This is a genomic window from Arcticibacter sp., from assembly GCF_053551015.1.
Map to the genome: position 1 here is coordinate 155,292 of NZ_JBMQOB010000021.1, position 25,578 is coordinate 180,869.

Consider the following 25,578-nt stretch of genomic DNA (forward strand, 5'->3'; position numbering starts at 1 on the left):
GTCATCAAGTCAGCTCTACTACGCCTGTACCAATTTCAGAACTATATACCGAAGGCGCGTATCCAATCTTCTCCGTGTAGTATTCGGATATGGATTTGCTGAAGTGTTCAAATTTGTCTTTGTTGACGAGGGCGATTGCACAACCTCCAAAGCCAGCACCTGTCATGCGTGCACCGGTAACTCCTGAATATGTCTTACAAAACGAGACGATGGTGTCTAACTCAATACCTGAAACTTCATAAAGGGATTGTAGGGATTGGTGGGAAGCAAACATCAATTGGCCGAATTCACTCAGTCGGTGGGCTGCCAATGCGGCTGCAGCGAGCTGAACTCGATCGTTTTCTTCAATCACGTGCTGTGCTCTGTTCTGTACGGTCGGGTTTTTAATTAGCTGCTTATGCTTTTGGAAAGTGTCACCATCGATATCGCATAAGTTCTCGATATCGAGCTCCGTCTGTAGCGCTTCCAATGCTTCGGCACACTCACTTACTCTCTCATTGTATTTTGATTCAGCAAGTTTGCGAGGCTTGTTTGTATTGATGATCGCCAAAAGGTTGTCAGCAAGATCGCATTCAACAGCCTGGTATTCCAAAGATTCACAGTCGAGTTTTAGTGCCTTGTTCTTCTCCCCGAACGTAACAGCAAACTGATCCATAATCCCTGAGTTAACGCCAATGAATTCGTTTTCCACTCTTTTTGTCAGTTTGACTAAGTCTAGCTTAGTATATCCCGCATTAAAAATGGTATTCAGCGCATAAGCCATCACTACCTCTACTGAAGCAGAAGATGACAGTCCGGCACCTATAGGAAGATCTCCGTAAAATAGCAGATCCAAGCCCTGGATGTCTTTTTGATCTGAAACAAAGTTGTGAATGACGCCTAATGGGTAATTAAACCATTCCTTTCCGGTTTTGGAATATGCCTTTTGGAGGGGAGTTTCATACGTCTCTTCGAAGTTCACGCTCGAAAAACGGAATACTCCGTCTTTATTCGGCGCTGTCAGGAGATACGTGCCATATGTAACTGCACAAGGCATTACAAGTCCGCCATTATAGTCGATATGTTCTCCGATAAGATTCACCCTTCCAGGTGCGAAAAATGTACGCTGAGATTCCTGGCCGAACAGCTCAGAAAATGTACGTTTCAGGTTATTTAACATAGCAGTTTTTGTGATACCAGCAAATGTAATGATTTACGTGATTTCTGGAAGGGAGCTATGATTGTTTCTGATGTGAAGTATCCTAATTTAACTTGCGTGACGATTCCCTCACGATCAACAATGGTTCAAGTTTGATCTCTTCTGCAACAGGTTTTACATCGTTATTCTTGATTCGTTTGAGGAAAAGGCGGGCTACTTCTTTTCCCATATTTAGGGTTTGCTGATCTATGGTTGATAATTTTGGAGTCACCAAGCTACCAAAGGCTTCGTTAGCGAATCCAATCACGCCAACTTCGTCGGGTATTTTTACGCCGTATTCCAGTAGCTGATGCATGACCCCCATTGCCGTGAAATCCTCCAACGCGAAAACAGCGTCGAAGATCAATCCGGCGGATTTCGCATTTCGAATGACCTCTTTGCCGAATTGAAGAGAAAAGTTCCCTTTAATAATCAGTTGTTCATCTACTTCCAGGCCGTGGTGCTTAAGTGCATCTATATAACCTTTAAGACGATCACGGAAAATGGGGATGTCGCGTTCCGCGGTTATGTGCAGAATTCGCTTATACCCTTGTTTTATCAGATGTTCTGTGGCGATAAATCCTCCCTTATAATCGTCAATGCTTACCGATGGCGCATTCAGTTCTTTGGGGTACCGGTCGAAAAAAAGTAGGGGTGTGTTGCGACTGATGATTTCTTCGTAATGACTGAACGTTGTTGTTTCTGTTGTTATAGAAGCGATGATTCCGTCTACACGCGATTGCAGGAAGGTTTCAATGCCATTCGCTTCCTGATCCATTTTTTCATTTGATTGATATAAAAGGATGTTGTAACCATTTGCATTCATAACCTGTTCGATACCGTACACAACGGAGCTGAAGAATGTCACCTCAAGGCTGGGGACGATCACGCCGATTACATTAGTCTTCCCGGAGCGGAGAGAGGAGGCTATCTTATTCTGGCGATAATTTAATCGTTCAGCAACTTCTCTTACCGCCTTTTTTGTATTGGCACTGATAGCCGGGTGGTCATTAAGAGCCCGGGCTACTGTAGAGAAAGTAATATTTAACTCTTTAGCTATATCCAGAATAGTTACCTTTTTCATCTGATTATCGTTATTCAATACCTTTCGCAATTTCTGATTTTCACCGGGCAGCCGAAGGTATGTATTAGAATAAATGTTTTTAAAAATATATTTTTCTAATATCAGAATTTATTTCTACAATTGTGCAAACGTTGGCATTAGCCCTTAACCAATTTGTAATGTTATTATTAGGAATAGATGTAGGTACATCATCAATAAAGGTTTCCGTAGTAGATTCGCAAACACAAGCCGTTCTTCAGTCAGCACAATACCCTGAATCGGAATCAGAAATCAGTTCACCTCAACCGGGTTGGGCAGAACAGTCTCCCGAGATGTGGTGGGAGCACGTGAAGATGGCTATCCAGAAGCTTAATGAGGCTGGGGAATTCAGTTCAGCTGACATAAGTGCAATCGGTATCGCTTACCAGATGCATGGATTGGTGGTAGTAGACAAAGAACAGCGTGTCCTGCGGGATTCCATCATTTGGTGTGACAGCAGAGCTGTTAAAATAGGAGATGATGCTTTTTCGGCAATAGGCGCGGAGAAGAGCCTTGCCCGTCTGCTCAATTCACCCGGGAACTTCACGGCATCTAAACTTGCTTGGGTAAAACAAAACCAACCTGACATCTACTCGAAAATTGATAAGGTAATGCTTCCTGGTGATTTCATCGCCATGAAACTTACAGGCGAGATCACTTCCAGTCCATCTTCTTTATCAGAAGGCATTTTCTGGGACTTTCAAAATGATGAACTCTCAGAAGATGTTATCCGGTACTTTGGGTTTGACAAGGCCTTGTTCCCCGAGGTAAAACCCGTTTTTTCGGCTCACGGCTATCTTAGAGATGATGTGGCTGCCATGTTGAAACTCAGCTCCGGAATTCCCGTAAGCTATAAATCTGGAGATCAGCCTAATAATGCGCTTTCTTTGAATGTTCTCGAACCAGGGGAAGTTGCCGCTACAGCAGGTACCTCTGGTGTTATATATGGTGTGAGCGACCAGCTTTTCAGGGATCCAAAGTCCCGTGTTAATACGTTTGCGCACGTTAATCATTCGTCAGAGGAGAGACGACTTGGTGTTCTCTTGTGTATAAACGGCACGGGAATACTCAACAGGTGGGCTAAAACAACCTTTGGAGCAGGATTAAGTTACAACCAGATAAACCATCAAGCTGCAGAAGTAGCAATAGGAGCCAACGGCTTGAGAATCCTTCCCTTTGGTAATGGTGCAGAACGGATGCTGGGTAATAAAGTTATTGGCGCACAAATTCACGGCATAGACTTTAACTTGCATCAATCTGCTCATATGTTCCGCGCCGTACAAGAGGGTATCGCCTTTGCATTCAGATACGGTCTGGATATTATGCGTGAAAATGGCATGAGCCCCTCAGTAATACGAGCAGGTAAAGCCAATCTCTTCCAAAGTGACTTATTCACTGAAGCATTTGTTAATGCAACAAACGTACCTGTAGAGCTTTATAATAATGACGGTAGTGTGGGAGCAGCCCTTGGGGCGGGGATCGGAGCTAAGGTATTCGGCTCAGAGAAAGAAGCTTTCGCAAACGTACGTTCCGTTAAATTGATAAGTCCGGATGCCTCTCAGAAGTATGACGACTTATATGAAGACTGGAAGAGAATTTTAGATGAACAATTAATTAATAAATAAACAAAATGGGAAAGATCATTACTGGCGAGAAAGAATTCTTTAGCGGAATTGGCCAGATTCAATTTGAAGGTTTGGAGTCAGATAATCCACTAGCATTCAGGTGGTATGATGAGAATCGTGTAGTTGCCGGAAAAACTTTGAAGGAGCACTTCAAGTTTGCCTGCTCATACTGGCATTCGTTCTGCGGTGATGGATCAGATCCGTTTGGTGGAGCGACTCACGTTTTTCCATGGAATGAAAAAAGCGATGCGGTTGAACGGGCTAAAGATAAGATGGATGCCGCTTTTGAATTCATCACTAAAATGAACCTTCCTTATTACTGTTTTCACGACGTTGATCTGGTTGATTATGGTAATGACATTCTTGAAAATGAGCGCCGCTTAAATGCTATTGTAGAATATGCAAAGCAAAAACAAGAAGAAAGCGGTGTTAAGCTTCTGTGGGGAACGGCAAATCTATTCTCTCACCGTCGTTATATGAACGGTGCTTCCACGAACCCGGATTTCCATGTGTTAACCCATGGAGCAGCACAGGTTAAGGCTGCTTTGGATGCAACGATCAGCTTAAAGGGAGAGAACTACGTATTTTGGGGCGGAAGAGAAGGATATATGTCTCTTTTAAATACGAATATGAAGCGTGAGCAAGAGCATCTGGCTAAGTTCCTTCACACGGCTAAGGACTATGCACGTAAGAACGGCTTTACTGGAACGTTCTTCATCGAACCTAAGCCATGTGAGCCAACAAAACATCAGTATGACTATGATGCAGCTACGGTGCTTGGCTTCTTACGTCAGTACGATCTGTTAGAAGATTTCAAATTAAACCTTGAAGTTAACCATGCTACATTGGCTGGACATACTTTCCAGCATGAAATGCAGGTTGCTGCAGATGCCGGACTTCTTGGATCAATGGACGCTAACCGTGGAGACTATCAAAACGGTTGGGATACAGATCAATTTCCGAACAATGCTTCTGAACTTACAGAATGTATGTTGATTTTCCTTGAGGCAGGTGGTTTGAAAGGTGGCGGTGTCAATTTTGATGCGAAAATCAGAAGAAATTCTACTGACAAAGAAGATCTGTTTTATGCTCATGTAGGCGGTATGGATACGTTTGCGAGAGCTTTGATCGCAGCAGATAACATTCTTCAAAAGTCTGACTACAAGAAAATCAGAGAAGAGCGTTACGCTTCTTTTGATGGCGGAAAGGGTAAGGAATTTGAAGAAGGAAAGCTTAGTCTTGAAGATCTCAGAACATTTGCTATTGAAAATGGTGAGCCGGCTACACGAAGTGGAAAGCAGGAGTATCTGGAGAACATAATCAACAGATTCGCTTAACTAGCAAAGATATCTTAACGAGAGGCCATTTTAATCTTGCAGCGCAAGATTAAAATGGCCTTTTTTCATATCTCTTCTTGCCATTTTATACCTATGGGATCAATATGCTATCTTTGACCGTTACGAAACAGCTTAACGGCATATGGCTTTTATCCTCTTCAGTGTTTTTTGCAATATCATCGTTTCCATACTTCTCAAGCTAGCAAAGCGTTATGAAATCAGTGTCCCGCAGGCTGTAGTATGGAATTATGGCATTGCAGCAATTCTAACTTATTTTTTGCTGAAGCCTGAGGTGGCATCTTTGTCAATACAGCAGGCGCCGCTTCACATCTATTTTTCGCTGGCAATCCTGCTTCCATCAATCTTTGTTGTTCTCGGCCTCTCGGTCCGGCACACCGGGATTGTGAGAACGGACCTGGCTCAAAGACTGTCTCTATTTATCCCACTGCTTACTGCTTTCCTTGTTTACCGGGAGGAGCTATCGTGGTTGAAAATATCAGGGATCATACTTGGCTTTGTGGCTATCGTACTTTCCATTCCGTGGCACAAGCAAGCACTGAAAAGCAAGGTAACAGTGTTGAACTGGCTCTATCCGCTTATTGTCTTTATAGGAATGGGGGTGATCGACATTTTCTTCAAGCAGATAGCTGCGTTCAGGTCAGTCCCTTATACAACATCTTTGTTTGTGATATTTGCGTTCGCATTCATGTTGGCCGCAGCGGTGCTAACCGTGGGGATCCTTTCAGGCAAGGCCCGCTTTAGCTGGAAAAATTTGCTTTGTGGAGCTATTCTTGGTGTTTTCAATTTCGGAAATATCTTGTTTTATCTGAAAGCACACCAGGCGATTCCCGAGAATCCATCAGTTGTATTTTCCGCAATGAATATCGGCGTCATCGCTTGTGGGGCTCTGGTAGGTATTTTGTTCTTCCGCGAAAAAGTCAGTAAGCTCAACTTTTGGGGAATTGGTATCGCTGTGATTGCGATCCTGCTTATTTCTTTGTCGGCTTAAAAAGCGTCATCGGTATTCCGAGTTGTACTTAGTCGTTAGCGCCAGGTAAAGCATTGCTCGCGTTAAATATGGACCGCTGCCACCACAAACAAATCTTTTTTGTAGTTTTATGGTTGTATAGATTTATAGATCATTTTATATGCAAGGGTCTTACTCTGAAGAGGACGAATTTAGGCGGGTCAAGGGACTGGAGGCTTATCAAATACTTGATACTGAGGATGAAATACCTTTCAATGCTATTACGGAATTAGCGGCTGAACTTTGTCAGATGCCGATGGCTATTATCACCCTTCTGGACTCGCATCGGCAGTGGTTTAAAGCCAAAATAGGCTTATCTTTACGAGAGACCTCCCGGGAATTTTCCTTCTGTAATTATACAATCGAGAATGATCATGTGTTGGAGGTAAACGACACCCTTGCGGATGATAGGTTTTCAACTAACCCTTTCGTAACCGGCTACCCGAACGTGCGCTTTTATGCAGGCGCACCCTTGATCTCTGAAGATGGATATAGGATCGGTGCACTATGTGTAATGGATACGAGTCCTGGTCAGCTAAGCGATCTGCAGCGTAAAACACTCCACCTACTAGCAAAGGAAATTATCCTTCACATCGAGTCTGCAAAAAGGAACCGCGAGTTAAAGCATCATCTTGCTGCTGCTCAGGAATATCAAGAGTTGTTTAATCATTCCGGCGACATCCATTGCATTCTTAATGACACAGGTCAGATCGATTTCGTTAATAATTCAGTTGTTGATATTATAGGCTATACGGCAGATGAACTTAAAGGTCGGTTCATTTGGGAGTTTTGTCTTCCGGATGAACGCTCTAGAGTGCTTCCCGGCCTGGAAGAAGCGAAATCCAGGGGGATTGATCACTTTAAGTTAGAGATAGATATCATAACAAAAAGCGGAGAGATTAAAGTATTCGCTTGGAATACAGTAATCAGGGGTAAAAGATGGTTAATCAATGGACGAGACATAACTCATCAAAAAAGAAATCAGAAGTTATTAGAGCAGCTTTCTCTGGTCGCCAGTCACGTAAATAACGGGGTGATCATTAATGACGCAGAGAACAAAGCTATATGGGTCAATAAGGCTTTCGAGGCTATTACCGGATATTCTGCAGCAGACGTTTTAGGAAAGCGGATAGGAAATCTGCTTCTCAGAAACTTTACTCAGGATGAAACTCTACTCTATGCAAGAGCTCAAACTGCTGAAAAAAAATCGTTTTCAGTGGTGTTGCATGCCCAGCGCAAAGACTCAGCTCCCGTGTGGCTATCTGTCATGAATACGATCCTCCTGAATTCAGAAGGAGAGACGGAAAAGACGATCGAAATACTAACGGACATCACGCAACATAAAGAAGCTGAGAGCCGCAATGAAACGCTTAGCCTTGCCTTGAGCAAGTCTAATGTCGGAATCGTTGTGCGCGACAACGCCAATAAGGTTGTATGGTTCAATGATGCCTTTGAGGATATTACAGGCTATAGTCTGGAAGAATTCAGGGGAAAGCATTTGGGAGATATTTTGATAGGTCCAGACACTTCTTTAAACGATTACAGGAAGGCGAAGATCGCATTTGCAAACAAAGAGGCTTATGAGATAGAAAATCTCTTCTATACAAAGGCGGGGGATAGGGTATGGCTTTACCTGTCTAATACCCCACTTCTCAATAATGCTGGTGAATTAGAGCGTCAGGTATGTATAGTTGTTGATATTACTGCACGTAAAAAAGCCGAGCAGGAAATTATTGCTGCCAGGGAAGAAGCGATCAAACTGGGTAAGGCTAAAGAAGCTTTTCTTTCCGTCATGAGCCATGAGATGCGCACGCCCTTAAATGCGATAATAGGCATCAGCCGCATCTTGCTTGAAGAAGATCCGCTGGACCGGCAGCTGGAGAATCTGAACATGCTGAAATTCTCAACTGAAAATCTCCTTACCTTAATCAACGATGTGCTGGATTACACTAAGATTGAAACAGGAAATTTGAAGCTTGAACAGCGCCCTGTAAACCTGAGGAAGATTGTTAATTCGACAGTTGAGTCATTACAATTTAAACTTGACAAAGGTCTTGTTCTGATGAAGGTTGACATCGATGAGAGTATACCGGAAATGGTTATAGGAGATAAAACCCGTATATACCAAATACTAATGAATCTCTTGGGGAATGCTATTAAATTCACTGAAGAGGGTGAGATCTCGACCTCGCTCAAAGTGGTTTCTCAGGATTCAGATTCTGTCACAGTCAACTTCGAGGTTTCAGACACTGGCATAGGCATTAGTCCGGAAAAGTTGGACTATATATTCGAAACCTATACACAAGAAAGTGCAGATACAACCCGAAAGTATGGAGGTACGGGTCTCGGGCTCGCCATTACCAAGAAGCTGCTTCAACTACATCAATCGGATATTTATGTGAAGAGTGAGAAGGGCAGAGGGTCCTGCTTTTACTTTACCCTGAAGTTTGAACGCTCCAAGGTGAGTGTTGGCGACGACGAAAATATGGTCCCTATGGCAACACTGCCTTCTTATATTCTTATTGTAGATGACAACCCGATTAACAGGATGGTGGCCCAAAAAGCAGTTATGCGGTGGGGGATCAAGTCAGATACAGCCGATAATGGGAGAGAAGCTGTTGAAATGGTAAAACGGAAAGATTATGACCTGGTGCTGATGGACCTGCACATGCCCGTATTAGATGGCTATGAGGCAACCCGCCTGATTCGTGCTTTGCCAGATCGAAAATATCAGAAGTTACCAATTATAGCACTCACTGGTAGCGAGCTTGCCATACGGAAAGATTTGATTTCGCAATCAGGAATTAATGATACGGTCATGAAACCCTTCGTACCTGTGGAACTATTTAAGAAGATCCGGTACTATCTAGAGCGAAAAGATTAAAGAATGGTTTTCAGCTCATCCCAGACATTCTCAGCTAATATTTTCTGCCCGTTCGCCGTAGGATGTACACCGTCTCTAAGATTCAAGTGAGGTATTCCGGCTACCTTATTCAATAGGGAAGGTACTAGCAACATGTCGTTTTTAGCGGCTATGCGTGGAAAGACAGCATTGAAGTCTCTGGCGTATTTACCTCCCATATCGGGCGGTACTTGCATCCCTAGAAGCACGAGCTTTGCTTCTGGATACCTTAACTTTACAGTATCTATAATTGACTGAAGGTTCTCTTCAGTTTGAGATACAGGCACGCCTCTTAATCCGTCGTTTGCTCCAAGTTCTAGTACAAATATGTCCATCTTATTCTTCAGCAACGATCCGATACGTCCCTTGCCTCCGGCAGTGGTCTCTCCGCTTAAACCTGCATTTACAGCCTTATATCCAAGCCCGAGTGAATCAAGTTTTACCTGAATCAAGGCTGGAAAAGATTCACTTCCGGGATCTTCCAAACCATAACCGGCAGTCAGGCTGTTCCCGAAAAATAATATGTTTTTAACCTGTTCATTCTTATTGTCGACTAAACTGTCTGTATTCGCCTGTTTATCTTTCATAGTATCATGGGTGCAGCTAATAACAGACAGCATAAATAATAAGCAGATATGTAGTCTGACCATAAGCTTGGTTTTTATGAAACATCAACACGAATCAGTGAAGTTAGTTTAGACGACCAAAAAAATACTATTACCAGGCCGGGAAAGATGTACTTTCAGCCAACCGGCTATCTCGGTGCTACGAAAAGAAGCATAAAGCCTCACATTGTTCAATTAAGCCTAAAATTATCTATTTTCGGCATTAGATGCAGACGATAAAAAACGACAAAGAGACCATACGGGCATGGGCGATGTTTGATTGGTCAAACTCAGCCTATAATCTGGTTATAACGTCCACAATTTTTCCGGCGTACTATACCATTATCACAACCACGGAGGAGCACGGTGATAAAGTCAGATTCTTTGGATGGGAATTCGTGAATACAGCTCTTTCAAATTATTCACTGTCCGTCGCTTACCTTATCATGGCATTGTTGCTTCCTTTTCTTTCCTCCAGTGCGGACTTTCATGGCAACAAGAAAACGTTTATGAAGCTGTTTACATATATAGGGAGCTTCGCATGTATGTTACTTTATTTTTTCAGGCTTGAAAGCCTGGAGCTTGGTATAATATGCTCCGCAGTAGCGGCCATGGGATACATCGGAGGTGTTATGTTCAGTAACTCTTATTTGCCTGAAATAGCAAGTGTCGATCAGCAGGATCGGGTAAGCGCCCAGGGCTTTGCTTATGGGTATATCGGAAGCGTTCTGTTACAGATCATCTGCTTTGTTTTTATCCTGAAGCCAGACTGGTTCGGAATCTCCGACTCCTCATTTCCAGCAAGATTATCCTTTTTGTTGGTAGGAGTATGGTGGATTCTGTTCTCTCAGATTCCATTTGCAAAGCTCCCCAAAGGGGGAAGCGGAATCAACGAAGGCCGGCAACGAAAGAATGGCTACCAGGAACTCGTTTACGTTTTTAAACAAATCCGCAGAATGGCAGTGTTAAAACGATTTCTTATTGCTTTCTTCTTTTATTCGGTAGGAGTACAAACAATCATGCTGGTGGCTGCCAGTTTCGGAGAAAAGGAACTACACCTTGGAACAGATAATTTAATCATAATCATTTTGATCATCCAGATTGTGGCTATAGCAGGTGCATATCTGATGTCTGCTCTTGGTCGTCGTATGGGCAATATAGGGGTGCTGATACTTGTTGTTTGCATATGGATCTGCATCTGTGTTTCCGCGTACTATATATCCTCAGCTAAACAGTTCTATCTCCTGGCAGTAGTGGTAGGCCTGGTGATGGGTGGAATCCAAAGCTTATCCCGCTCGACATATTCCAAATTTCTGCCCGAGAACACGCGAGATACTGCGTCTTTCTTTAGCTTCTACGATGTGACTGAGAAACTTGCCATTGTATTAGGCCTGGCCTCGTTCGCTTTTATCGAAGAACAATCAAACATCCGGAACTCGGCTCTGGCTTTAAGTGTGTTCTTCTTTGCGGGCTTGATTGGTCTCATCATTGTTGCCAGGACAAAAAAAAGTCAGGATTACACCATTATCTCTGAAAATTAAATTTGGCTTTTCCTCAATACAAATTACCTTTACGCACTGACTATGACTGTAGAACTATTCATTCCATGTTTCATGGATCAACTATACCCGGACACTGCCTTTAATACAGTGAAAATCCTAGAGAAAGCCGGCTGTAAAGTATCTTATAATCCTGAACAAACATGTTGCGGGCAACCTGCATTCAATGCCGGCTTTTGGGATGAAGCAAAAGCTGTCGGCGGAAAGTTTCTAAATGATTTTTCTGGAGAACACTATATTGTTTCCCCTTCGGCCTCCTGTACAGGCATGGTAAAAAACTATTACAGCGACCTATTTACCAATACAGCTGTACATAATAAATGTCGATCCATTCAGGGGAATATTCACGAGTTATCAGACTTCCTGGTCAACACTCTTCAAAAAGATTACTTCGGCGCGGAGCTTGACGGGCGTGCTGTTTATCACGATTCATGTGCCGGGCTCCGAGAGTGTAAGATCAAGGCCGAGCCCAGAGCGCTTCTATCTAAGGTACATGGTCTTGAGTTGCTTGATCTTAAAGATAATGACACCTGCTGCGGATTTGGAGGAACATTCGCTGTGAAGTTTGAAGGCATTTCAAGTGCCATGGCACAACAGAAAATCGATAATGCACTGGCAGTAGGAGCTGAGTACATTATTTCGACAGATGCATCCTGCCTTTTGCATATGCAGGGCTATATTGACAAGCATCAACTTCCAATCAAGTCTATGCACCTGGCAGATGTACTTGCCCACGGCTGGGGAAATGTATAATAGCGCCGTGTTTTACTTCTAAAATTTTACTTTTGCAGATCGCATTAGATCACCTCAGTATGTGATCTGAATATTTTTATATACAAGAACATAAAATCATAGTTGTAGATGATTAAAATTACACTCCCCGATGGTTCCATTCGTGAATACGAAGCTGGAATAACTCCCTATCAGATCGCTTTGTCAATCTCAGAAGGATTAGCCCGGAATGTCCTGGCTGCAGAAGTTGATGGTCAGGTTTGGGACTCGTCCCGATCGATTGAAGCTGATTCTCATGTCAGGTTGATAACCTGGAATGACAAAGAAGGCAAATCAACTTTCTGGCACTCTTCAGCTCACTTGATGGCTGAAGCACTCGAAGCACTCTATCCGGGTACCAAATTTGGTATCGGTCCCGCTATTGAAACCGGCTTTTATTACGATGTCGACTTTGGAGACAGGGAGTTTTCTTCTGATAACTTCAAGGAAATCGAAAACAAGATGCTGGAGCTGGCAAAAAAGAAGTCAGTATTCGAGCGTAAGCCCATCAGTAAAGCAGACGCGGTTTCTTTTTTCACCGACAAGGGAGATGAGTATAAACTCGACCTCATAAAGGACCTTCCTGACGGTTCAATCACATTATACACGCAAGGCGATTTTACTGACCTTTGCCGTGGCCCGCACATTCCGAATACGGGCTTCATCAAGGCTGTCAAGCTGATGAATGTTGCTGGCGCTTATTGGCGTGGAGATGAGAACAGGAAACAGCTTACCCGGATTTACGGAGTTACTTATCCGAAGCAAAGTGAGCTTGCCGACTATCTGAAGATGATAGAGGAAGCGAAAAAGCGGGATCACAGGAAACTGGGCAAAGAGCTTGAACTTTTTACCTTTTCCGAGAAAGTAGGTATGGGATTACCGATGTGGTTGCCGAAAGGCACTGCATTGCGCGAAAAACTTGTTCAATTTCTGCAACGAGCTCAGGTGAAATCCGGCTACGAGCAAGTAATCACACCGCATATAGGTCATAAAAACCTGTACGTGACTTCTGGTCACTACGAAAAGTATGGCGCCGATTCGTTTCAGCCGATTAAGACTCCACAGGAAGGAGAGGAGTTTTTCCTGAAACCCATGAACTGTCCGCATCACTGCGAACTCTACAAGTTTAAACCTCGCTCTTACAAGGATCTTCCGGTTCGGTTTGCTGAGTTCGGTACAGTGTATCGTTATGAGCAGAGTGGCGAACTTCACGGACTTACCCGGGTGAGAGGCTTTACGCAGGATGACGCACATTTGTTCTGCCGCCCTGATCAGGTAAAAGAAGAATTTAAAAAGGTAATTGACCTGGTTCTCTATGTTTTCAACGCGCTGGGATTCAATGACTATACAGCTCAGGTTTCTCTTCGTGATCCGGAAAATAAGACCAAATACATCGGAACAGACGAAAACTGGGCCCTTGCTGAAGCTGCAATCATCGAAGCGGCGGCAGAGAAAGGTCTTCCTACAGTAGTGGAGCTTGGAGAGGCAGCTTTCTACGGTCCGAAACTCGACTTCATGGTGAAAGATGCTCTTGGTCGTAGATGGCAGTTGGGAACTATACAGGTGGACTATAATCTTCCGGAACGATTCGAACTGGAGTATACAGGAAGCGATAATCAGAAACATAGGCCGGTTATGATTCACCGGGCACCTTTTGGTTCACTGGAAAGGTTCGTTGCCGTGTTAATTGAGCATTGCGCAGGTAACTTCCCGCTTTGGCTAACACCAGACCAGTTTATCGTGCTCCCGATATCGGAAAAATATGAAGATTACGCAAAAAAAGTTTTAGAATCTCTTAATAATTCCGATATTCGCGGCTTGATTGACTTGCGTGATGAGAAGATCGGAAGAAAAATCAGAGATGCGGAAATCAAAAAGATTCCGTATATGTTAATAATCGGCGAGAAGGAAATGAGCGAGGGATTAGTTTCGGTCCGTAAACACGGGGAAGGCGATTTAGGAAGCATGACGGCAGAAGCATTTGAAAAACAATTAATAACAGAAGTAACAGTTTAAATAAAGAATAACATTTGGCATTAGGAAGACCAGGTTTTAATAAGGGTCCTCGCGGACCGAGACCTCCGTTTAAGAAAAAAGAGGCTGAGCACAACATTAATGAGTATATCAGAGCTCAACAAGTTCGTCTTGTTGGTGATAATGTTGAACAGGGTATCATGTCTTTGGCAGAAGCCAGACGCATTGCTGAAGAGCAGGAGCTGGATCTAGTCGAAATATCTCCTAATGCTGACCCTCCCGTTTGTAGAGTTATAGACTACAACAAATTTATCTATGAGCAAAAGAAAAAGCTTAAAGAGATAAAAGCGAATGCGAAGCAAACGGTAATCAAAGAAATTCGTTTTGGACCAAACACCAATGAGCACGACTTTCAGTTTAAACTGAAGCATGCTATCGGATTCCTGGAAGCAGGAGAGAAGGTTCGTGCCTACGTTCACTTCAAAGGTAGAGCGATCGTTTACAAGGAGCAGGGTGAAATCTTGTTGCTGCGTTTTGCTCAGGCACTTGAAGAAGTTGGTAAGGTAGAGCAGTTGCCTAAGTTGGAAGGAAAACGAATGTTCTTAATCGTTGGCCCTAAAGCAAAAAAATAATAAAACAATTAATAAATAGAGTTATGCCAAAAATGAAAACCAATTCCAGTGCTAAAAAGCGCTTCAAGCTTACTGGAACAGGTAAAATTGCAAGGAAGAATGCGTTTATGAGCCACATCTTAACCAAGATGTCTACTAAACGTAAGCGTAACTTAAGTCAGACAAGCTTAGTTTCTGAAGCTGACTTAGGAAACGTGAAGAGAATGCTTTGCATCGGAAAGTAATTTAATTAAGTAACCAGACACCCGGTACCTAAGATTGCATAAGCAACACCGCTGTCAAAAAACAAACAAACATGCCACGTTCGGTTAACGCAGTAGCGTCAAGAAGAAGAAGAAAAAAGATCTTAAATTTAGCCAAAGGCTATTACGGATCACGCAGCAAGGTCTATACCGTTGCTAAAAACACAGTTGAAAAAGGTTTACAGTATGCATACCGCGACCGTAAGACCAAGAAAAGAGAATTCAGAGCTCTATGGATTCAACGTATCAATGCTGGTGCACGTCAACACGGAATTTCTTATTCTCAGTTGATTGGTAAATTGGCAGCAAAAGAAATCGGTTTAAACCGTAAAGTATTAGCTGACCTTGCAATGAACGAACCAGCTGCATTCAAGGCAATCATTGATGCAGTGAAATAAAAATTGTTTTTATTACAAATGAAAAGGGAGTCACACAATGGCTCCCTTTTCTTGTTTTACGTCATATGGATTTTGGCAAAATACCCGAACACGACCTCCCTAATGTAGATTTTACACTCCCCGCAGACGGCCTTCTAACACAAGATGTACTTCGTCTGCAAAGCCCTGTAAGCCAATTAACATCTTATATTGGTTGTGCTAAATGGGGCCGTAAAGAGTGGAAAGGATTAATCTATCCCCCCAAGACAAAAGACGCGGTCTTTCTTGATGAATATGTGAAGCATTTCAATTCTATTGAGTTAAATGCTATATTTTATAAGATGCCTGATAAGCAGCAGATTATTACCTGGAGACAGAAGGCCGAAGCACAAAAGGCTGATTTTAAGTTCTGTCCGAAGATCAGCCAGACGATCAGTCATATCAAAAGACTAAAGAACGCTGAAGACGCAACTTCGCAATACCTGGAAAGCATTCTGGAGTTTGGTCCTTACCTGGGTCCCTGCTTTCTTCAGTTGAGCGACAACTTTGGACCAGCGAATCTGGAAATCATCGCCGACTACCTCAAGTCTTTACCCCGCGACTTTAATCTGTTCCTCGAAGTGCGTCATCAGGCCTGGTTTAGTGATCAGGAAGCAAGACGGGCCTTGTTTGAGGTTCTACGGGAGAGCCAGATCGGTGCAGTCATAACAGATGCAAGCGGCCGCCGCGATTGTCTTCACATGGAGCTGCCGGCACCCCATGCATTCATTCGCTTCGTTGGAAACGGTCTGCATGAAAGTGACTTCAGGAGGGTGGACGAATGGATCTCCAGAATCAAAGACTGGAAAGACCAGGGCCTGCAGTCGGCCTATTTCTTCCTGCATCAGCACGATGAAAAAGATACACCTATTCTGGCCGATTATACTGTTCGCCGCTGGAATGAAGTACTGGGTACTAAGATCGACCCTCCCGGTCTCCTTAGCCGCCAGGGTGATCTTGGTTTCTAGTCCACTGTGGATAAAGTGTCAAAACATCTGTCAATCATAGACGTTTCTTTTTTTATATTGGAAAATCTATTAATTTAGTAGACTTACAAACCAAACTTAAAACAAATATTATGAGCTTAAGAATAGGTGATATAGCACCAAACTTCACTGCCCAAACTTCACAAGGCGAAATCAACTTTTATGATTACGTAGGAGATAGCTGGGTTGTTCTATTCTCACATCCTGCAGATTATACGCCGGTCTGTACAACAGAGCTGGGGAAAACCGCTTCCCTGAGCGGTGAGTTCGCGAAACGTGACGTAAAGGTAATAGCCCTAAGCGTAGATCCGGTAGGAAAGCACCAGGGCTGGATTGAAGATATAAATGAAACACAGGGCGTCGAGGTTAACTTTCCGCTGATAGCTGATGAGAGTAAAGAGATCTCAAATGCTTATGGGATGATTCATCCAAACGCATCAGACTCATTAACTGTGAGGTCTTTATTCATCATTTCACCTGATAAGAAAGTGAAACTGATTATCTCATATCCTGCGTCCACAGGTAGAAACTTCCAGGAGATTCTTCGTGTTATCGACTCCCTGCAGCTTACTGCCAAACACAGTGTTGCTACTCCGGCCGACTGGAAGCAAGGTGAGGATGTAGTTGTTGCCAATTCGATCAAGACAGAGGATATCCCCGACAAATTCCCTAAAGGTCATCGTATCGTGAAGCCGTATTTACGCTTTACGCCGCAGCCAGATAGCGAATAGATTTTGACTCCTGATAGAATTGTATATCTTAGTCAAAATTTTTAAATTTGGTTAAGAGTTCTGTGCCATACGCCTTGATAAGTAAATGAATATTTCTTTTTCAGTTGTTGCACATTATCAGTACCTAAACAAATCTTATTATTATGAAAACTGGAAAAGTAAAATGGTTTAATGCCGAAAAGGGTTATGGTTTCATCGTTGGAGATGACGGAAAAGAGGTGTTCGTTCACTTCAAAGACGTTCAGGGCGGAGTTAACGCACTGAGAGAAAATGATTCAGTAGAGTACGATGTTGCCGAAGGTAAAAAAGGCCTGCAGGCAGTAGACGTTAAGAAAGCTTAATTTTTATTGTACCCTTATACTAATTAGTAAGCCCCATGCCATGGGGCTTTTTTTATGCCCGGACTCTAGCTCGAAGAGAGCTTCGATCGTTTCAGAAAGGAGGTTCATCTACAACACTCTTTTCGCCTTAATGGTAATCAATTCATTGACCGCCATCGTAAAAATCAGAAAGTCTTCCCCGCCGTCACGAAGCTTATATTTCTTCTTCAGCTGATCCGGAGACAATGGAAAATTCCTGCTCAGTACATTGAAGCTCCCCGGGTTCTTTTCCCGTGCAAATAATTTATACGGTTGGCTGTATTCGATTTGAAAAACCTTCCCAGGAAATTCTTCCTGCAGTTTTTCGGAGGTGTAGAGATGAGTGTTAACATCCAGTTTTTTCAAACTGAATCTGGATACAAGCGTCTTGAACGCGCCGCCTTTCAACACTGCAACATCGGGTTCATACAAATAGGCAGCAGGGAAGGCATAGTCACTCACAACTTCGCTGCGTTCTTCCGAAAGCTTGAAGCGAAACTCCAATGGCCGCGCACTTCCTAGCATCGAACATACAATCTGCGCCTCTTCCGTGTTTTTCGCTGACAAGACCCAAAGGAGTTCCTTACAATCGTTCTTCACACTCACAACATGCAGCTCTTCCGTATAGCCTCTAAAAGCGATCAAACCAGATTGTATGTCCAGCATCGGTGATGTTTTAATAACCAGGCGGTCGGCTACCTGGAAAAATAGCTCCAGGTTCTCTACTACATTGGGTTCCGTATCTTCCAGCAGGAATATTTTTTTATTTTCTACTCTTCTTGACGGATCGACGTATAAGGTGTCAAATCTCTCCTCAGATCCACTAAGAAACGCGAGGGCATCATCAATTACAAACGAGGCGTTGCTGGCTCCCAGTAGCCTGAGATTGTGTTGAGCGATCTGAGAGAGCCTAGGGTTCCTTTCCACATGTGTAATAGATTCCACCTGCTTCGAGAAATAATAGCTGTCCACTCCAAACCCACCCGTAATATCAATGGCTTTTTTTCCTGTCATCAATCGGGCCTTGTATGCGGCGGTTATTTCAGATGAGGTCTGCTCTACAGAAAGCTTAGGCGGAAAGTAAATGCCTTCCTGCCTAAACCAGGTTGGCAGCTTTTTTTCCGACCGTTTCTTGCTGTCGATCTGTTCAGCCAGCTCCTTTGAACTGATTCCCTCGAACGGACTTTTCCCCAGCATCATCTTGTGAACATCAGCATGCAGGTTGTCCATTATAAACTTCTGGACGGCGGGTTTCAGTAAAGCATCATTCATCTTCAACTATTTCAAAACAACCTGAGCGGTAACGCGACTGCTTTGTTCCAGCATGATAGTTCTTCCTTTTGTAAATTCATTTAGAAGCTCTCTATCATAATGTCTCATGGTGATCAGTTGAAGGCCCTCGTTATACTTGACTCCAAAGCCCTGCTCCAGCCGCTTAATCAGACTAGAAAATGTCCGCTGGTCACTATCGATACAGCCCGACAAGCTAGTCGCTGATACCTGGACAACATTCATCTTAATAGCAACATCAGCAAAGCTCTTGTAAATGGTGCTGATATGCTCTTCCGTTATAAACGAAAGATCCTTCGTTGTGAGCGAAATCAGAATCTGGTCGTTTTTAATAATCACCGCTGGCTCCGTAACCTTCACATCCGTGTTCGTGATGCAGGTTCCAGATTCCTCAGGACTCGTAAAAGGCTTCACATATAATGGAATCTGGTGATTCTGAAGTGGCTTTATAGTCTTTGGATGGATCACGGTAGCCCCGTAATAGGTCATCTCAATGGCTTCACGGTAAGAAAGTTCGTCGTATTTCTTGGTATTGGCAAATAGCTTCGGGTCTGCGTTTAATACCCCCGGAACGTCCTTCCAGATCGTAACCGCCTGCGCTCCCAGACCGGTTGCAAAGATTGCTGCAGAATAGTCAGAACCTTCGCGACCCAGGGTCGTGCTGAAGTTCTCTGAGGTCCCTCCGATGAAGCCTTGCGTGACAATATACTGGTCGGCCAGAACGGGGAGGAGTTGTTCCCTGATCCTGTCCGAGGTCTTTTCCCAGTCCACCTTTCCTCGCCGGTAGGTATTATCTGTTTGGATATAACTCCGCGCGTCCGCCCATTTATTGCTGAAGCCGGAGCTATTCAGGTAATGACTAACGATCTTTGACGATACCAGCTCTCCTACAGAAACGATCTGATCATACAGATAGTCGTAAGTGTCATAAGGTTCCTCCTCCAGTATCCACTCAATTTCTACAAACGCGTTCGCCACGTCATCGTAAATAGGGTGGGACACATCTTCAAAGAGGTCATGGATGATGTTCTCGTGATAGAGCTTGATGGCATCAAGGATATCCTGCGTATTCTCTTTACGATCAACATAGGCGTTGACGAGCTCCTCCAACGCATTGGTTGTCTTTCCGATTGCCGAAACAACAATCAGAAGCTGAACCTCCGGTCTTAGTGATAATATATGGCCGATGTTCCTGATACCTTCTGCATCTTTAGACGAGGCCCCTCCGAATTTGTATACTTCAATCATGTATTGCTGGTATAATGCTACCGTCTGAAAGCTGATCAGCGCTTAGTGAAACATTGATCCATTCGCCCTCAAACCGTGCATTGTATTTCTTGTAAAAGTTGATAGCCGGCTCATTCCAGTCGAGCACCTGCCAGCTGACGCCGTTAAATTTTTTCTCCTTCGCTTCCTGCAGAATACGCTCGAATAGCATGGTGCCCACACCCTTGCCTCTCAGATCTTCATTTACGTAAAAATCTTCCAGGTACATCCTGCAACCCTTCCATGTAGAAAAGCGGATATAATACAAGGCAAAGCCTTCAACCTTGCCCTCTACTTCCGCCACGAATGCGGTCCAAACCGGAGCATTCCCGAATCCTGCATCGGTAAACTCTTCAATGGTCACGGTCACCTCCTCGGGAGCCTTCTCATAGAGCGCAAGCCCTTTCACCATTTCGAGCAGCTGCGGGCAGTCATCCCGATGTGCCCTGCGAATATTGATATTCATCTAATTTAGTGTTGAATCTGGTTGGTCGGATGGGGGAATAGCCGATTCTGAGGCATCCTTATTCTTCCAGTGCGGAATTACACGCTTACCGAATATCGTACTTCCGATACGAAGCATGGTACTTCCTTCTTTTATGGCGATCTGATAGTCTGAAGACATGCCCATCGATATTTCTTTAAAGGAATCCTCCTTGCGGAAGAATGATACCTTTAAGCCATCAAAAAAGACTTTCAGTTCATTAAACTCGTCTCTGATCTGTTTTTCATGCTCTGTATTGGTAGCAATACCCATCACGCCCACGATCCGCACGTGTTTCATCTCTGCAAATTCATCTGACCGCAGCAATTCGATAGCTTCATCAAAGCCGAGTCCGAACTTGGTATCTTCATCTGCAATATAGATCTGAAGCAGACAGTCAATAACCCGTTTATTCTTTGCTCCCTGCTTATCAATTTCTTTCAAAAGCTTCAGGCTGTCTACAGAGTGGATAAGGCTCACAAAAGGAGCTATATATTTTACCTTATTTGTTTGAAGATGTCCCAGTAAGTGCCATTCGATATCCTTAGGCAATTCCTCGTATTTCTCTACCATTTCCTGAACCTGATTTTCCCCGAATAACCGTTGACCGGCTTCGTAAGCCTCCATGATGTCGGCCACAGGCTTGGTCTTGGAAACAGCGATCAGCTTAACCCCCGAAGCGCTCACTTCATTCTTTAATTTCGTCAAGTTGGCTGCAATGCTCATTTATGCGTATTTTTAACCCCTAATCTGGCTAAATTACTAAATGAAGCGTTTATTGTTATTGTTTTTTGTGATCATTTTTCTTAATGCCTGTGAATCTGATGATAGGCCCGAGGGTGTGTTGGAGAAGAAGACGATGATCGAGGTGCTCACCAATGTTCACCTGGCCGATGGCTATGCAAGTTCGCTTTATTCACACAGCAGCAGAAACACGATCGCTGCCATGTACGGATCGATATACAAGAAATACAATACGGACTCGCTCGGTATTCGCAAGAGTCTGGAGTACTACTCCCGTAATCCGGCCGAACTGAAAGCCATGTACGAAACAATCGTGAAGAACCTGGAGGCCTTAGAAAAGGAACAGCGCCTGATTGAAGAGAAAAAACAACAGCAAGAACAGGATGCCTATAACAAACAACAGCAACGGCTCGCACAACAGCTGAAGCTGAAGAAAGATTCTTTACGAAATGACTCCCTGAACAAGCAATATATCAAGATCGATACGTTTAAAGTTATTCCGGTTAAAAGATGGACCTTCCAGCAAATGCTGGAAAGAGAGAGAATGAGAAAACAGGATTCCGTCAGGCGGGATTCAATGATGAAAGCGAGAATTAAATAATGATCTACCCCAATAATGCTGCTGATAAACTAGGGTTTACAGAAGTTAAATCACATATACAATCACTTTGTCTGAGCGATATGGGCCGCCAAATGGTCGATAAAATTCAGATGATGTCGAACTACGAGAATATCGGCAAGTTCCTGCGTCAAACCAGGGAGTTTAAAGAAATTCTTGAGAACGACTCCCCACTGCCTATCCGCAATCTTTTTGATATCAAGTCCCTGGCTGAAAAGATTCGTGTGGAAGGTGCTTTCCTGACTGAAGCCGAGCTTCATCAGGTTCTTCTTTCCCTTCAGACCGTATTTTCAGTCATCAGCTATTTCAATGAGCGGGAGGGACGTTATCCAACGCTGGTAGCTCTTTTCGAGCACCTGCCGATCGAGAAGAAGATCATCCGCAGCATCGAATCGGTAATTGATGAAAAAGGAAAAATAAGGGCAAACGCATCGCGGGAACTGCAGGAAATTGTTGCAAATATTGCCCGCGCTGAACAGGAGGCGAGGAAGAAGATCGACCACATTTTCAAGAATGCACAGAACAGCGGCTACACTGCCGATGGCTCTTTAACCATTCGTGACGGCCGGCTCTGTATCCCTCTGCTCGCCGAGAATAAAAGAAAGGTTAAAGGCTTCGTGCATGACGAGTCTGCCTCTGGACAAACCGTTTATCTTGAGCCTGAAGAGGTCTTTCAGCTGAACAATAAGATCAGGGATCTGGAGTTCGACAAACGCAGGGAAATTATTCGTATTCTCGTTGCCCTGAGTAATGATCTCCGACCATACGTTCCCTTGTTTATGGCCTACCATGGCCTCCTCACCAAGCTGGATTTTGTCAGAGCTAAGGCCCTCTTTGCTATCGACACGGAATCGGAGATGCCTGTCCTGGTCAACAAAGCAGAGCTCAGTCTGGTCAACGCCCGGCACCCGCTCTTGCTGCTCGCGCTCCGCAAGGAAAAGCAAACCGTTGTTCCCCTGAATATCAATATCGACGAAAAGCAACGTGTTGTCGTCGTGTCCGGCCCTAATGCTGGAGGGAAGTCGGTTTGTATGAAAACCGTCGGACTCCTGCAAATCATGGTGCAGGCCGGTCTGCTTGTACCCGTTGATGAGCATTCCGTCTTCGGCGTATTCAAACAGGTCTTTGCCGATATAGGTGATGATCAGTCAATAGAAAGCGACTTAAGTACATACAGTGCCCATCTTTCCAAGATGAAGTACTTCGTGGAGAATTCAGGAGGGAAAACGCTGGTGCTTATCGATGAGTTCGGTACGGGTACCGACCCCCTCTTTGGTGGCCCCATTGCTGAAGCGGTGCTTGATGCGCTTAATCGCAAGAAGATCCGTGGAGTGGTCACCACCCACTATTCTAATCTGAAGCTCTTCGCTAATGCAACAGAGGGACTGGAAAACGCATCCATGATGTTCAATAACCTCGAGATGCAACCGATGTATATTCTGGAGATGGGCAAGCCCGGAAGCTCCTACGCATTCGAGATCGCACAGAAGATCGGGCTGCCCGAGCCTGTGCTCAACGCAGCAAAGAGTAAGATCGGTACTCATCAAAAGAAGGTTGATACCCTGTTGGTGGATCTGGAGCGCGATAAAAAAGAGGTTTTGGAGAAGAAAGTCGCTCTGGATAAACAACAAAGACGGGTGGATGCACTGCTTCGTGAGAACGAGCAGCTCAAAGAATATCTGGATGAAAATAAGAAAGCTATCCTGAAGGAGGCCAAGAAAGAAGCGCAGTCGATTATTTTGAATGCCAACAAGCTCATCGAGAACACCATATCAGAAATCAAAGAAACCAAAGCAGATAAAGAAAGTACGGTAAAACTCCGCCAGAACCTGCAACAGGAACTGAAAAAGCATCAGGTCACAAAGGAAGCTCCAAAGCCAGTAGCTAAAGCTGATCAGGAGCTTAAACATGGCGACTGGGTTAAACTGGTTGATTCAGAGACTGTAGGGCAGGTTATTGATGTGACTAAAGACAACGTCATTCTCGCTATAGGCGACCTCCGCTCCGTCGTGAAGCGGAAAAGGGTGGAACGTGTAACCAAAAAGGAAGTACCCAAGGAAATCCGCAAGTCCTACTCCTCACAGCTGACTGACACCTATGCATCGTTCAGTCCGGAAATAGATATCCGCGGTATGAGGGGAGAAGATGCCGTGCAGGAAATTGAAAAGTATCTTGACCGGGCACTTATGATGGGTATGTCAAGCCTTAAAATCATTCACGGAAAAGGGGATGGGATATTGCGTAAACTGATCCGCGGATACCTGAGCAAGTATTCTCAGGTATCGCGGATGGAGGATGAGCATGCCGATCGCGGAGGCGATGGCATCACCTATGTCTATCTGAGCTAGTCTAGAAGTCTACTTCTTTATGTTCGCCTTCTTCATTCGCGTTGCCTTTTATGGTATTCTTCACGAGTGAAACAATCTGCGCCAGGAGAAGGTCGGGTGTATCCCAATACTCGGCCTTTTCAGGCTGTATGCGCAAAAGGCATAACTCCGGGTCTTCCTTGCCATAAGGGAACCAGGTTTTATACCTGTCGGTCCATAGCTCATCAATCTTAACCGGATCGTGTGTAACCGTCGCCGTGCCTTTTACCGTTACATACAGGTCCTGTGCCGGATCGCTGTAGTTCAGCATCACATTTGGATTTAGTCCGATCTCTGTCGTTTTTCTTGAGCTCTTCCGGGCAAACATCCAGATCAAGCCGTCGTCCCCGACCTTGAAGGTGTACATCGGGCGGCTGTCTATCGTGCCATCCGCCTCTGTGGTGGTGAGCATCGCGATTTTGATATCCGCAATCTTAGATGACAGCTCGCGGGCCTTTTTTATATACTCGATCTCGGCAAGCTGTTCCTGAACAGTGTTTCCAGTAAGTTGTGTCATAGGTACTTGTTTTATATTTTTGATATAAATACAAGGCTTGACGACCGATTTTGTTTAGATAATTTTAATTTGGATAGCTCTACCGGTCTGAGTGTCCGAGGCTCTTCCCGGGGTTCACATGGTCCCGCACCAGTTGCTTCAGCTCCTTGATCTCCGGAAAGCGTCCAGCCTGCTTCCTGTCGAAGATAATCTCGTCGTCCACCCGCACCTGAAAAGTTCCACTCGTCTCCGAAGGCTTGAGCAAAACGCCTTCCAGATCCTCCGAAAAGGTGGTCAGAAGTTCCTGAGCCATATAGGCCGAACGCAGAAGCCAACCGCACTTCGGGCAATATTCCAGGCTCACTGTTTTCTTCGTTGGTGTACTTTTATTGTCTTCCATAAGATGCTGTCTCTAAGAAATATGAAGCTCTTTACCTGTAAGTTCAAGATAGGTATTTTGCAGCTGATGAAGGTAGATGAGTTCCCTGTCCGCCGCATTTCCAAATACACCTGTCTCCCCCGAAAAAATAAATGCAAGCTGGTTGTCCGGACTGATCCATTGCCCCGTAGCTCCAGGGTCTTTTCTGAATGAAGCCTTGACGAGCCAGTCGGTCGATAACTTTACCGGATTAACCTCATTGAAACGGATTCTGAACTGGTAGCCCGGTCGCGGACTCAGCATGTCGCAAAGGAGACTGCCGGGCTGTACTTCTTTCACAGACAGGATGCCCTCCTGATTTGCTCTCGGATATACAACAATGATATTTCCTTCTCTTAACTGGCCGATATCCATACGGTCTGGTGTTTTGTTAAAGCGTGAAATAATAAACAATGCTTCATCGCGGTATCAATCCTCATCGCGATGTTA

The 25,578-nt window shown here is 44.3% G+C and carries 25 protein-coding genes; 15 read left to right on the forward strand and 10 right to left on the reverse strand.

Annotation, left to right across the window (positions count from 1 at the left end; genetic code table 11):
- Positions 1-4: 4 nt before the first annotated feature.
- On the reverse strand, positions 5-1,159 hold the full coding sequence (locus ACO1NU_RS14500) for a galactokinase (RefSeq protein ID WP_448819207.1): 1,155 nt from the start codon (positions 1,157-1,159) through the stop codon (positions 5-7).
- A gap of 82 nt (positions 1,160-1,241) precedes the next feature.
- On the reverse strand, positions 1,242-2,261 hold the full coding sequence (locus tag ACO1NU_RS14505) for a LacI family DNA-binding transcriptional regulator (RefSeq protein ID WP_448819208.1): 1,020 nt from the start codon (positions 2,259-2,261) through the stop codon (positions 1,242-1,244).
- A 158-nt stretch (positions 2,262-2,419) separates the two neighbouring features.
- Between ACO1NU_RS14505 and ACO1NU_RS14510 the strand changes: the two genes are divergently transcribed.
- From ACO1NU_RS14510 to ACO1NU_RS14525, 4 genes are all read left to right on the forward strand, one after another.
- A complete protein-coding gene (locus ACO1NU_RS14510; protein ID WP_448819209.1) occupies positions 2,420-3,904 on the forward strand; it encodes a xylulokinase in 1,485 nt (494 codons plus the stop codon).
- Between the two features lie 5 nt (positions 3,905-3,909).
- Positions 3,910-5,241, forward strand: a complete 1,332-nt coding sequence (xylA, locus tag ACO1NU_RS14515) for a xylose isomerase (protein ID WP_448819210.1) — start codon at positions 3,910-3,912, stop codon at positions 5,239-5,241.
- Positions 5,242-5,383: 142 nt separating this feature from the next.
- Positions 5,384-6,250 (forward strand): EamA family transporter, encoded by an 867-nt coding sequence (locus tag ACO1NU_RS14520; RefSeq protein WP_448819211.1) that lies wholly within the window; start codon positions 5,384-5,386, stop codon positions 6,248-6,250.
- A gap of 139 nt (positions 6,251-6,389) precedes the next feature.
- A complete protein-coding gene (locus ACO1NU_RS14525; RefSeq protein WP_448819212.1) occupies positions 6,390-9,152 on the forward strand; it encodes a PAS domain S-box protein in 2,763 nt (920 codons plus the stop codon).
- Here ACO1NU_RS14525 and ACO1NU_RS14530 read toward each other — a convergent pair.
- The gene (locus ACO1NU_RS14530) at positions 9,149-9,757 is read right to left on the reverse strand and encodes an arylesterase (RefSeq protein WP_448819213.1); all 609 of its coding nucleotides are present in this window, start codon (positions 9,755-9,757) and stop codon (positions 9,149-9,151) included. The two genes, ACO1NU_RS14525 and ACO1NU_RS14530, sit on opposite strands and share 4 nt — an antisense overlap.
- Before the next feature lie 245 nt (positions 9,758-10,002).
- Between ACO1NU_RS14530 and ACO1NU_RS14535 the strand changes: the two genes are divergently transcribed.
- From ACO1NU_RS14535 to ACO1NU_RS14575, 9 genes are all read left to right on the forward strand, one after another.
- Positions 10,003-11,316, forward strand: a complete 1,314-nt coding sequence (locus ACO1NU_RS14535; RefSeq protein WP_448819214.1) for an MFS transporter — start codon at positions 10,003-10,005, stop codon at positions 11,314-11,316.
- Positions 11,317-11,358: 42 nt separating this feature from the next.
- Positions 11,359-12,087 carry a (Fe-S)-binding protein gene (locus ACO1NU_RS14540; protein WP_448819215.1) on the forward strand — a complete coding sequence of 243 codons (729 nt, stop codon included), beginning with the start codon at positions 11,359-11,361 and terminating at the stop codon, positions 12,085-12,087.
- A gap of 108 nt (positions 12,088-12,195) precedes the next feature.
- Positions 12,196-14,121, forward strand: a complete 1,926-nt coding sequence (gene thrS, locus ACO1NU_RS14545) for a threonine--tRNA ligase (RefSeq protein ID WP_448819216.1) — start codon at positions 12,196-12,198, stop codon at positions 14,119-14,121.
- A 14-nt stretch (positions 14,122-14,135) separates the two neighbouring features.
- Complete coding sequence (infC, locus tag ACO1NU_RS14550; RefSeq protein ID WP_448819217.1) at positions 14,136-14,711, forward strand: translation initiation factor IF-3; 576 nt, start codon at positions 14,136-14,138, stop codon at positions 14,709-14,711.
- Between the two features lie 23 nt (positions 14,712-14,734).
- Positions 14,735-14,935: a 50S ribosomal protein L35 gene (gene rpmI, locus ACO1NU_RS14555; protein WP_106292689.1), complete on the forward strand. Its 201-nt coding sequence runs from the start codon at positions 14,735-14,737 to the stop codon at positions 14,933-14,935.
- Positions 14,936-15,006: 71 nt separating this feature from the next.
- The gene (rplT, locus tag ACO1NU_RS14560) at positions 15,007-15,351 is read left to right on the forward strand and encodes a 50S ribosomal protein L20 (protein WP_448819218.1); all 345 of its coding nucleotides are present in this window, start codon (positions 15,007-15,009) and stop codon (positions 15,349-15,351) included.
- A gap of 65 nt (positions 15,352-15,416) precedes the next feature.
- Complete coding sequence (locus ACO1NU_RS14565) at positions 15,417-16,337, forward strand: DUF72 domain-containing protein (RefSeq protein WP_448819219.1); 921 nt, start codon at positions 15,417-15,419, stop codon at positions 16,335-16,337.
- A gap of 110 nt (positions 16,338-16,447) precedes the next feature.
- On the forward strand, positions 16,448-17,086 hold the full coding sequence (locus ACO1NU_RS14570; RefSeq protein WP_448819220.1) for a peroxiredoxin: 639 nt from the start codon (positions 16,448-16,450) through the stop codon (positions 17,084-17,086).
- 143 nt (positions 17,087-17,229) lie between these two features.
- Positions 17,230-17,427 (forward strand): cold-shock protein, encoded by a 198-nt coding sequence (locus tag ACO1NU_RS14575; protein ID WP_448819221.1) that lies wholly within the window; start codon positions 17,230-17,232, stop codon positions 17,425-17,427.
- 108 nt (positions 17,428-17,535) lie between these two features.
- On the opposite strand, the gene ACO1NU_RS14580 is transcribed toward ACO1NU_RS14575, so the two are convergent.
- Genes ACO1NU_RS14580 through ACO1NU_RS14595 form a run of 4 tightly spaced genes read right to left on the reverse strand, consistent with a single transcriptional unit; the run spans position 17,536 to position 21,211 of the window.
- Positions 17,536-18,717 (reverse strand): THUMP-like domain-containing protein, encoded by a 1,182-nt coding sequence (locus ACO1NU_RS14580; protein ID WP_448819222.1) that lies wholly within the window; start codon positions 18,715-18,717, stop codon positions 17,536-17,538.
- Between the two features lie 6 nt (positions 18,718-18,723).
- Positions 18,724-19,983: an aspartate kinase gene (locus tag ACO1NU_RS14585; protein WP_448819223.1), complete on the reverse strand. Its 1,260-nt coding sequence runs from the start codon at positions 19,981-19,983 to the stop codon at positions 18,724-18,726.
- Entirely contained in the window at positions 19,976-20,467 is a 492-nt protein-coding gene (locus ACO1NU_RS14590) for an N-acetyltransferase family protein (protein ID WP_448819224.1), read from the reverse strand. Before ACO1NU_RS14590 ends, ACO1NU_RS14585 begins: the two co-directional genes overlap by 8 nt.
- Positions 20,468-21,211: a YggS family pyridoxal phosphate-dependent enzyme gene (locus ACO1NU_RS14595; protein ID WP_448819225.1), complete on the reverse strand. Its 744-nt coding sequence runs from the start codon at positions 21,209-21,211 to the stop codon at positions 20,468-20,470.
- Between the two features lie 40 nt (positions 21,212-21,251).
- Between ACO1NU_RS14595 and ACO1NU_RS14600 the strand changes: the two genes are divergently transcribed.
- The gene (locus ACO1NU_RS14600; RefSeq protein ID WP_448819226.1) at positions 21,252-21,830 is read left to right on the forward strand and encodes a DUF4296 domain-containing protein; all 579 of its coding nucleotides are present in this window, start codon (positions 21,252-21,254) and stop codon (positions 21,828-21,830) included.
- Positions 21,830-24,196, forward strand: a complete 2,367-nt coding sequence (locus tag ACO1NU_RS14605) for an endonuclease MutS2 (RefSeq protein ID WP_448819227.1) — start codon at positions 21,830-21,832, stop codon at positions 24,194-24,196. The genes ACO1NU_RS14600 and ACO1NU_RS14605 overlap by 1 nt, the downstream gene beginning before the upstream one ends.
- Before the next feature lies 1 nt (position 24,197).
- Here ACO1NU_RS14605 and ACO1NU_RS14610 read toward each other — a convergent pair whose 3' ends face one another.
- The 3 genes from ACO1NU_RS14610 to ACO1NU_RS14620 form a co-directional block, all read right to left on the reverse strand.
- Positions 24,198-24,731: a pyridoxamine 5'-phosphate oxidase family protein gene (locus ACO1NU_RS14610; protein ID WP_448819228.1), complete on the reverse strand. Its 534-nt coding sequence runs from the start codon at positions 24,729-24,731 to the stop codon at positions 24,198-24,200.
- Between the two features lie 79 nt (positions 24,732-24,810).
- Positions 24,811-25,110 carry a SelT/SelW/SelH family protein gene (locus tag ACO1NU_RS14615; protein ID WP_448819229.1) on the reverse strand — a complete coding sequence of 100 codons (300 nt, stop codon included), beginning with the start codon at positions 25,108-25,110 and terminating at the stop codon, positions 24,811-24,813.
- 12 nt (positions 25,111-25,122) lie between these two features.
- Positions 25,123-25,503 (reverse strand): hypothetical protein, encoded by a 381-nt coding sequence (locus ACO1NU_RS14620; protein WP_448819230.1) that lies wholly within the window; start codon positions 25,501-25,503, stop codon positions 25,123-25,125.
- Positions 25,504-25,578 lie beyond the last annotated feature (75 nt).

Excerpts from the sequence above, each read along its gene's own strand:
- ACO1NU_RS14615 (WP_448819229.1), bottom strand. The coding sequence starts at position 25,110 with ATGGAAGACAATAAAAGTACACCAACGAAGAAAACAGTGAGCCTGGAA.
- ACO1NU_RS14580 (WP_448819222.1), bottom strand. The coding sequence starts at position 18,717 with ATGAATGATGCTTTACTGAAACCCGCCGTCCAGAAGTTTATAATGGAC.
- ACO1NU_RS14595 (WP_448819225.1), bottom strand. The coding sequence starts at position 21,211 with ATGAGCATTGCAGCCAACTTGACGAAATTAAAGAATGAAGTGAGCGCT.
- ACO1NU_RS14605 (WP_448819227.1), top strand. The coding sequence starts at position 21,830 with ATGATCTACCCCAATAATGCTGCTGATAAACTAGGGTTTACAGAAGTT.
- ACO1NU_RS14570 (WP_448819220.1), top strand. The coding sequence starts at position 16,448 with ATGAGCTTAAGAATAGGTGATATAGCACCAAACTTCACTGCCCAAACT.
- rplT (WP_448819218.1), top strand. The coding sequence starts at position 15,007 with ATGCCACGTTCGGTTAACGCAGTAGCGTCAAGAAGAAGAAGAAAAAAG.
- rpmI (WP_106292689.1), top strand. The coding sequence starts at position 14,735 with ATGCCAAAAATGAAAACCAATTCCAGTGCTAAAAAGCGCTTCAAGCTT.
- ACO1NU_RS14585 (WP_448819223.1), bottom strand. The coding sequence starts at position 19,983 with ATGATTGAAGTATACAAATTCGGAGGGGCCTCGTCTAAAGATGCAGAA.
- ACO1NU_RS14530 (WP_448819213.1), bottom strand. The coding sequence starts at position 9,757 with ATGAAAGATAAACAGGCGAATACAGACAGTTTAGTCGACAATAAGAAT.
- ACO1NU_RS14510 (WP_448819209.1), top strand. The coding sequence starts at position 2,420 with ATGTTATTATTAGGAATAGATGTAGGTACATCATCAATAAAGGTTTCC.
- ACO1NU_RS14500 (WP_448819207.1), bottom strand. The coding sequence starts at position 1,159 with ATGTTAAATAACCTGAAACGTACATTTTCTGAGCTGTTCGGCCAGGAA.
- ACO1NU_RS14520 (WP_448819211.1), top strand. The coding sequence starts at position 5,384 with ATGGCTTTTATCCTCTTCAGTGTTTTTTGCAATATCATCGTTTCCATA.
- ACO1NU_RS14565 (WP_448819219.1), top strand. The coding sequence starts at position 15,417 with ATGGATTTTGGCAAAATACCCGAACACGACCTCCCTAATGTAGATTTT.
- ACO1NU_RS14575 (WP_448819221.1), top strand. The coding sequence starts at position 17,230 with ATGAAAACTGGAAAAGTAAAATGGTTTAATGCCGAAAAGGGTTATGGT.
- ACO1NU_RS14620 (WP_448819230.1), bottom strand. The coding sequence starts at position 25,503 with ATGGATATCGGCCAGTTAAGAGAAGGAAATATCATTGTTGTATATCCG.
- ACO1NU_RS14525 (WP_448819212.1), top strand. The coding sequence starts at position 6,390 with ATGCAAGGGTCTTACTCTGAAGAGGACGAATTTAGGCGGGTCAAGGGA.
- ACO1NU_RS14540 (WP_448819215.1), top strand. The coding sequence starts at position 11,359 with ATGACTGTAGAACTATTCATTCCATGTTTCATGGATCAACTATACCCG.
- ACO1NU_RS14600 (WP_448819226.1), top strand. The coding sequence starts at position 21,252 with ATGAAGCGTTTATTGTTATTGTTTTTTGTGATCATTTTTCTTAATGCC.
- ACO1NU_RS14590 (WP_448819224.1), bottom strand. The coding sequence starts at position 20,467 with ATGAATATCAATATTCGCAGGGCACATCGGGATGACTGCCCGCAGCTG.
- xylA (WP_448819210.1), top strand. The coding sequence starts at position 3,910 with ATGGGAAAGATCATTACTGGCGAGAAAGAATTCTTTAGCGGAATTGGC.
- ACO1NU_RS14535 (WP_448819214.1), top strand. The coding sequence starts at position 10,003 with ATGCAGACGATAAAAAACGACAAAGAGACCATACGGGCATGGGCGATG.
- thrS (WP_448819216.1), top strand. The coding sequence starts at position 12,196 with ATGATTAAAATTACACTCCCCGATGGTTCCATTCGTGAATACGAAGCT.
- ACO1NU_RS14505 (WP_448819208.1), bottom strand. The coding sequence starts at position 2,261 with ATGAAAAAGGTAACTATTCTGGATATAGCTAAAGAGTTAAATATTACT.
- ACO1NU_RS14610 (WP_448819228.1), bottom strand. The coding sequence starts at position 24,731 with ATGACACAACTTACTGGAAACACTGTTCAGGAACAGCTTGCCGAGATC.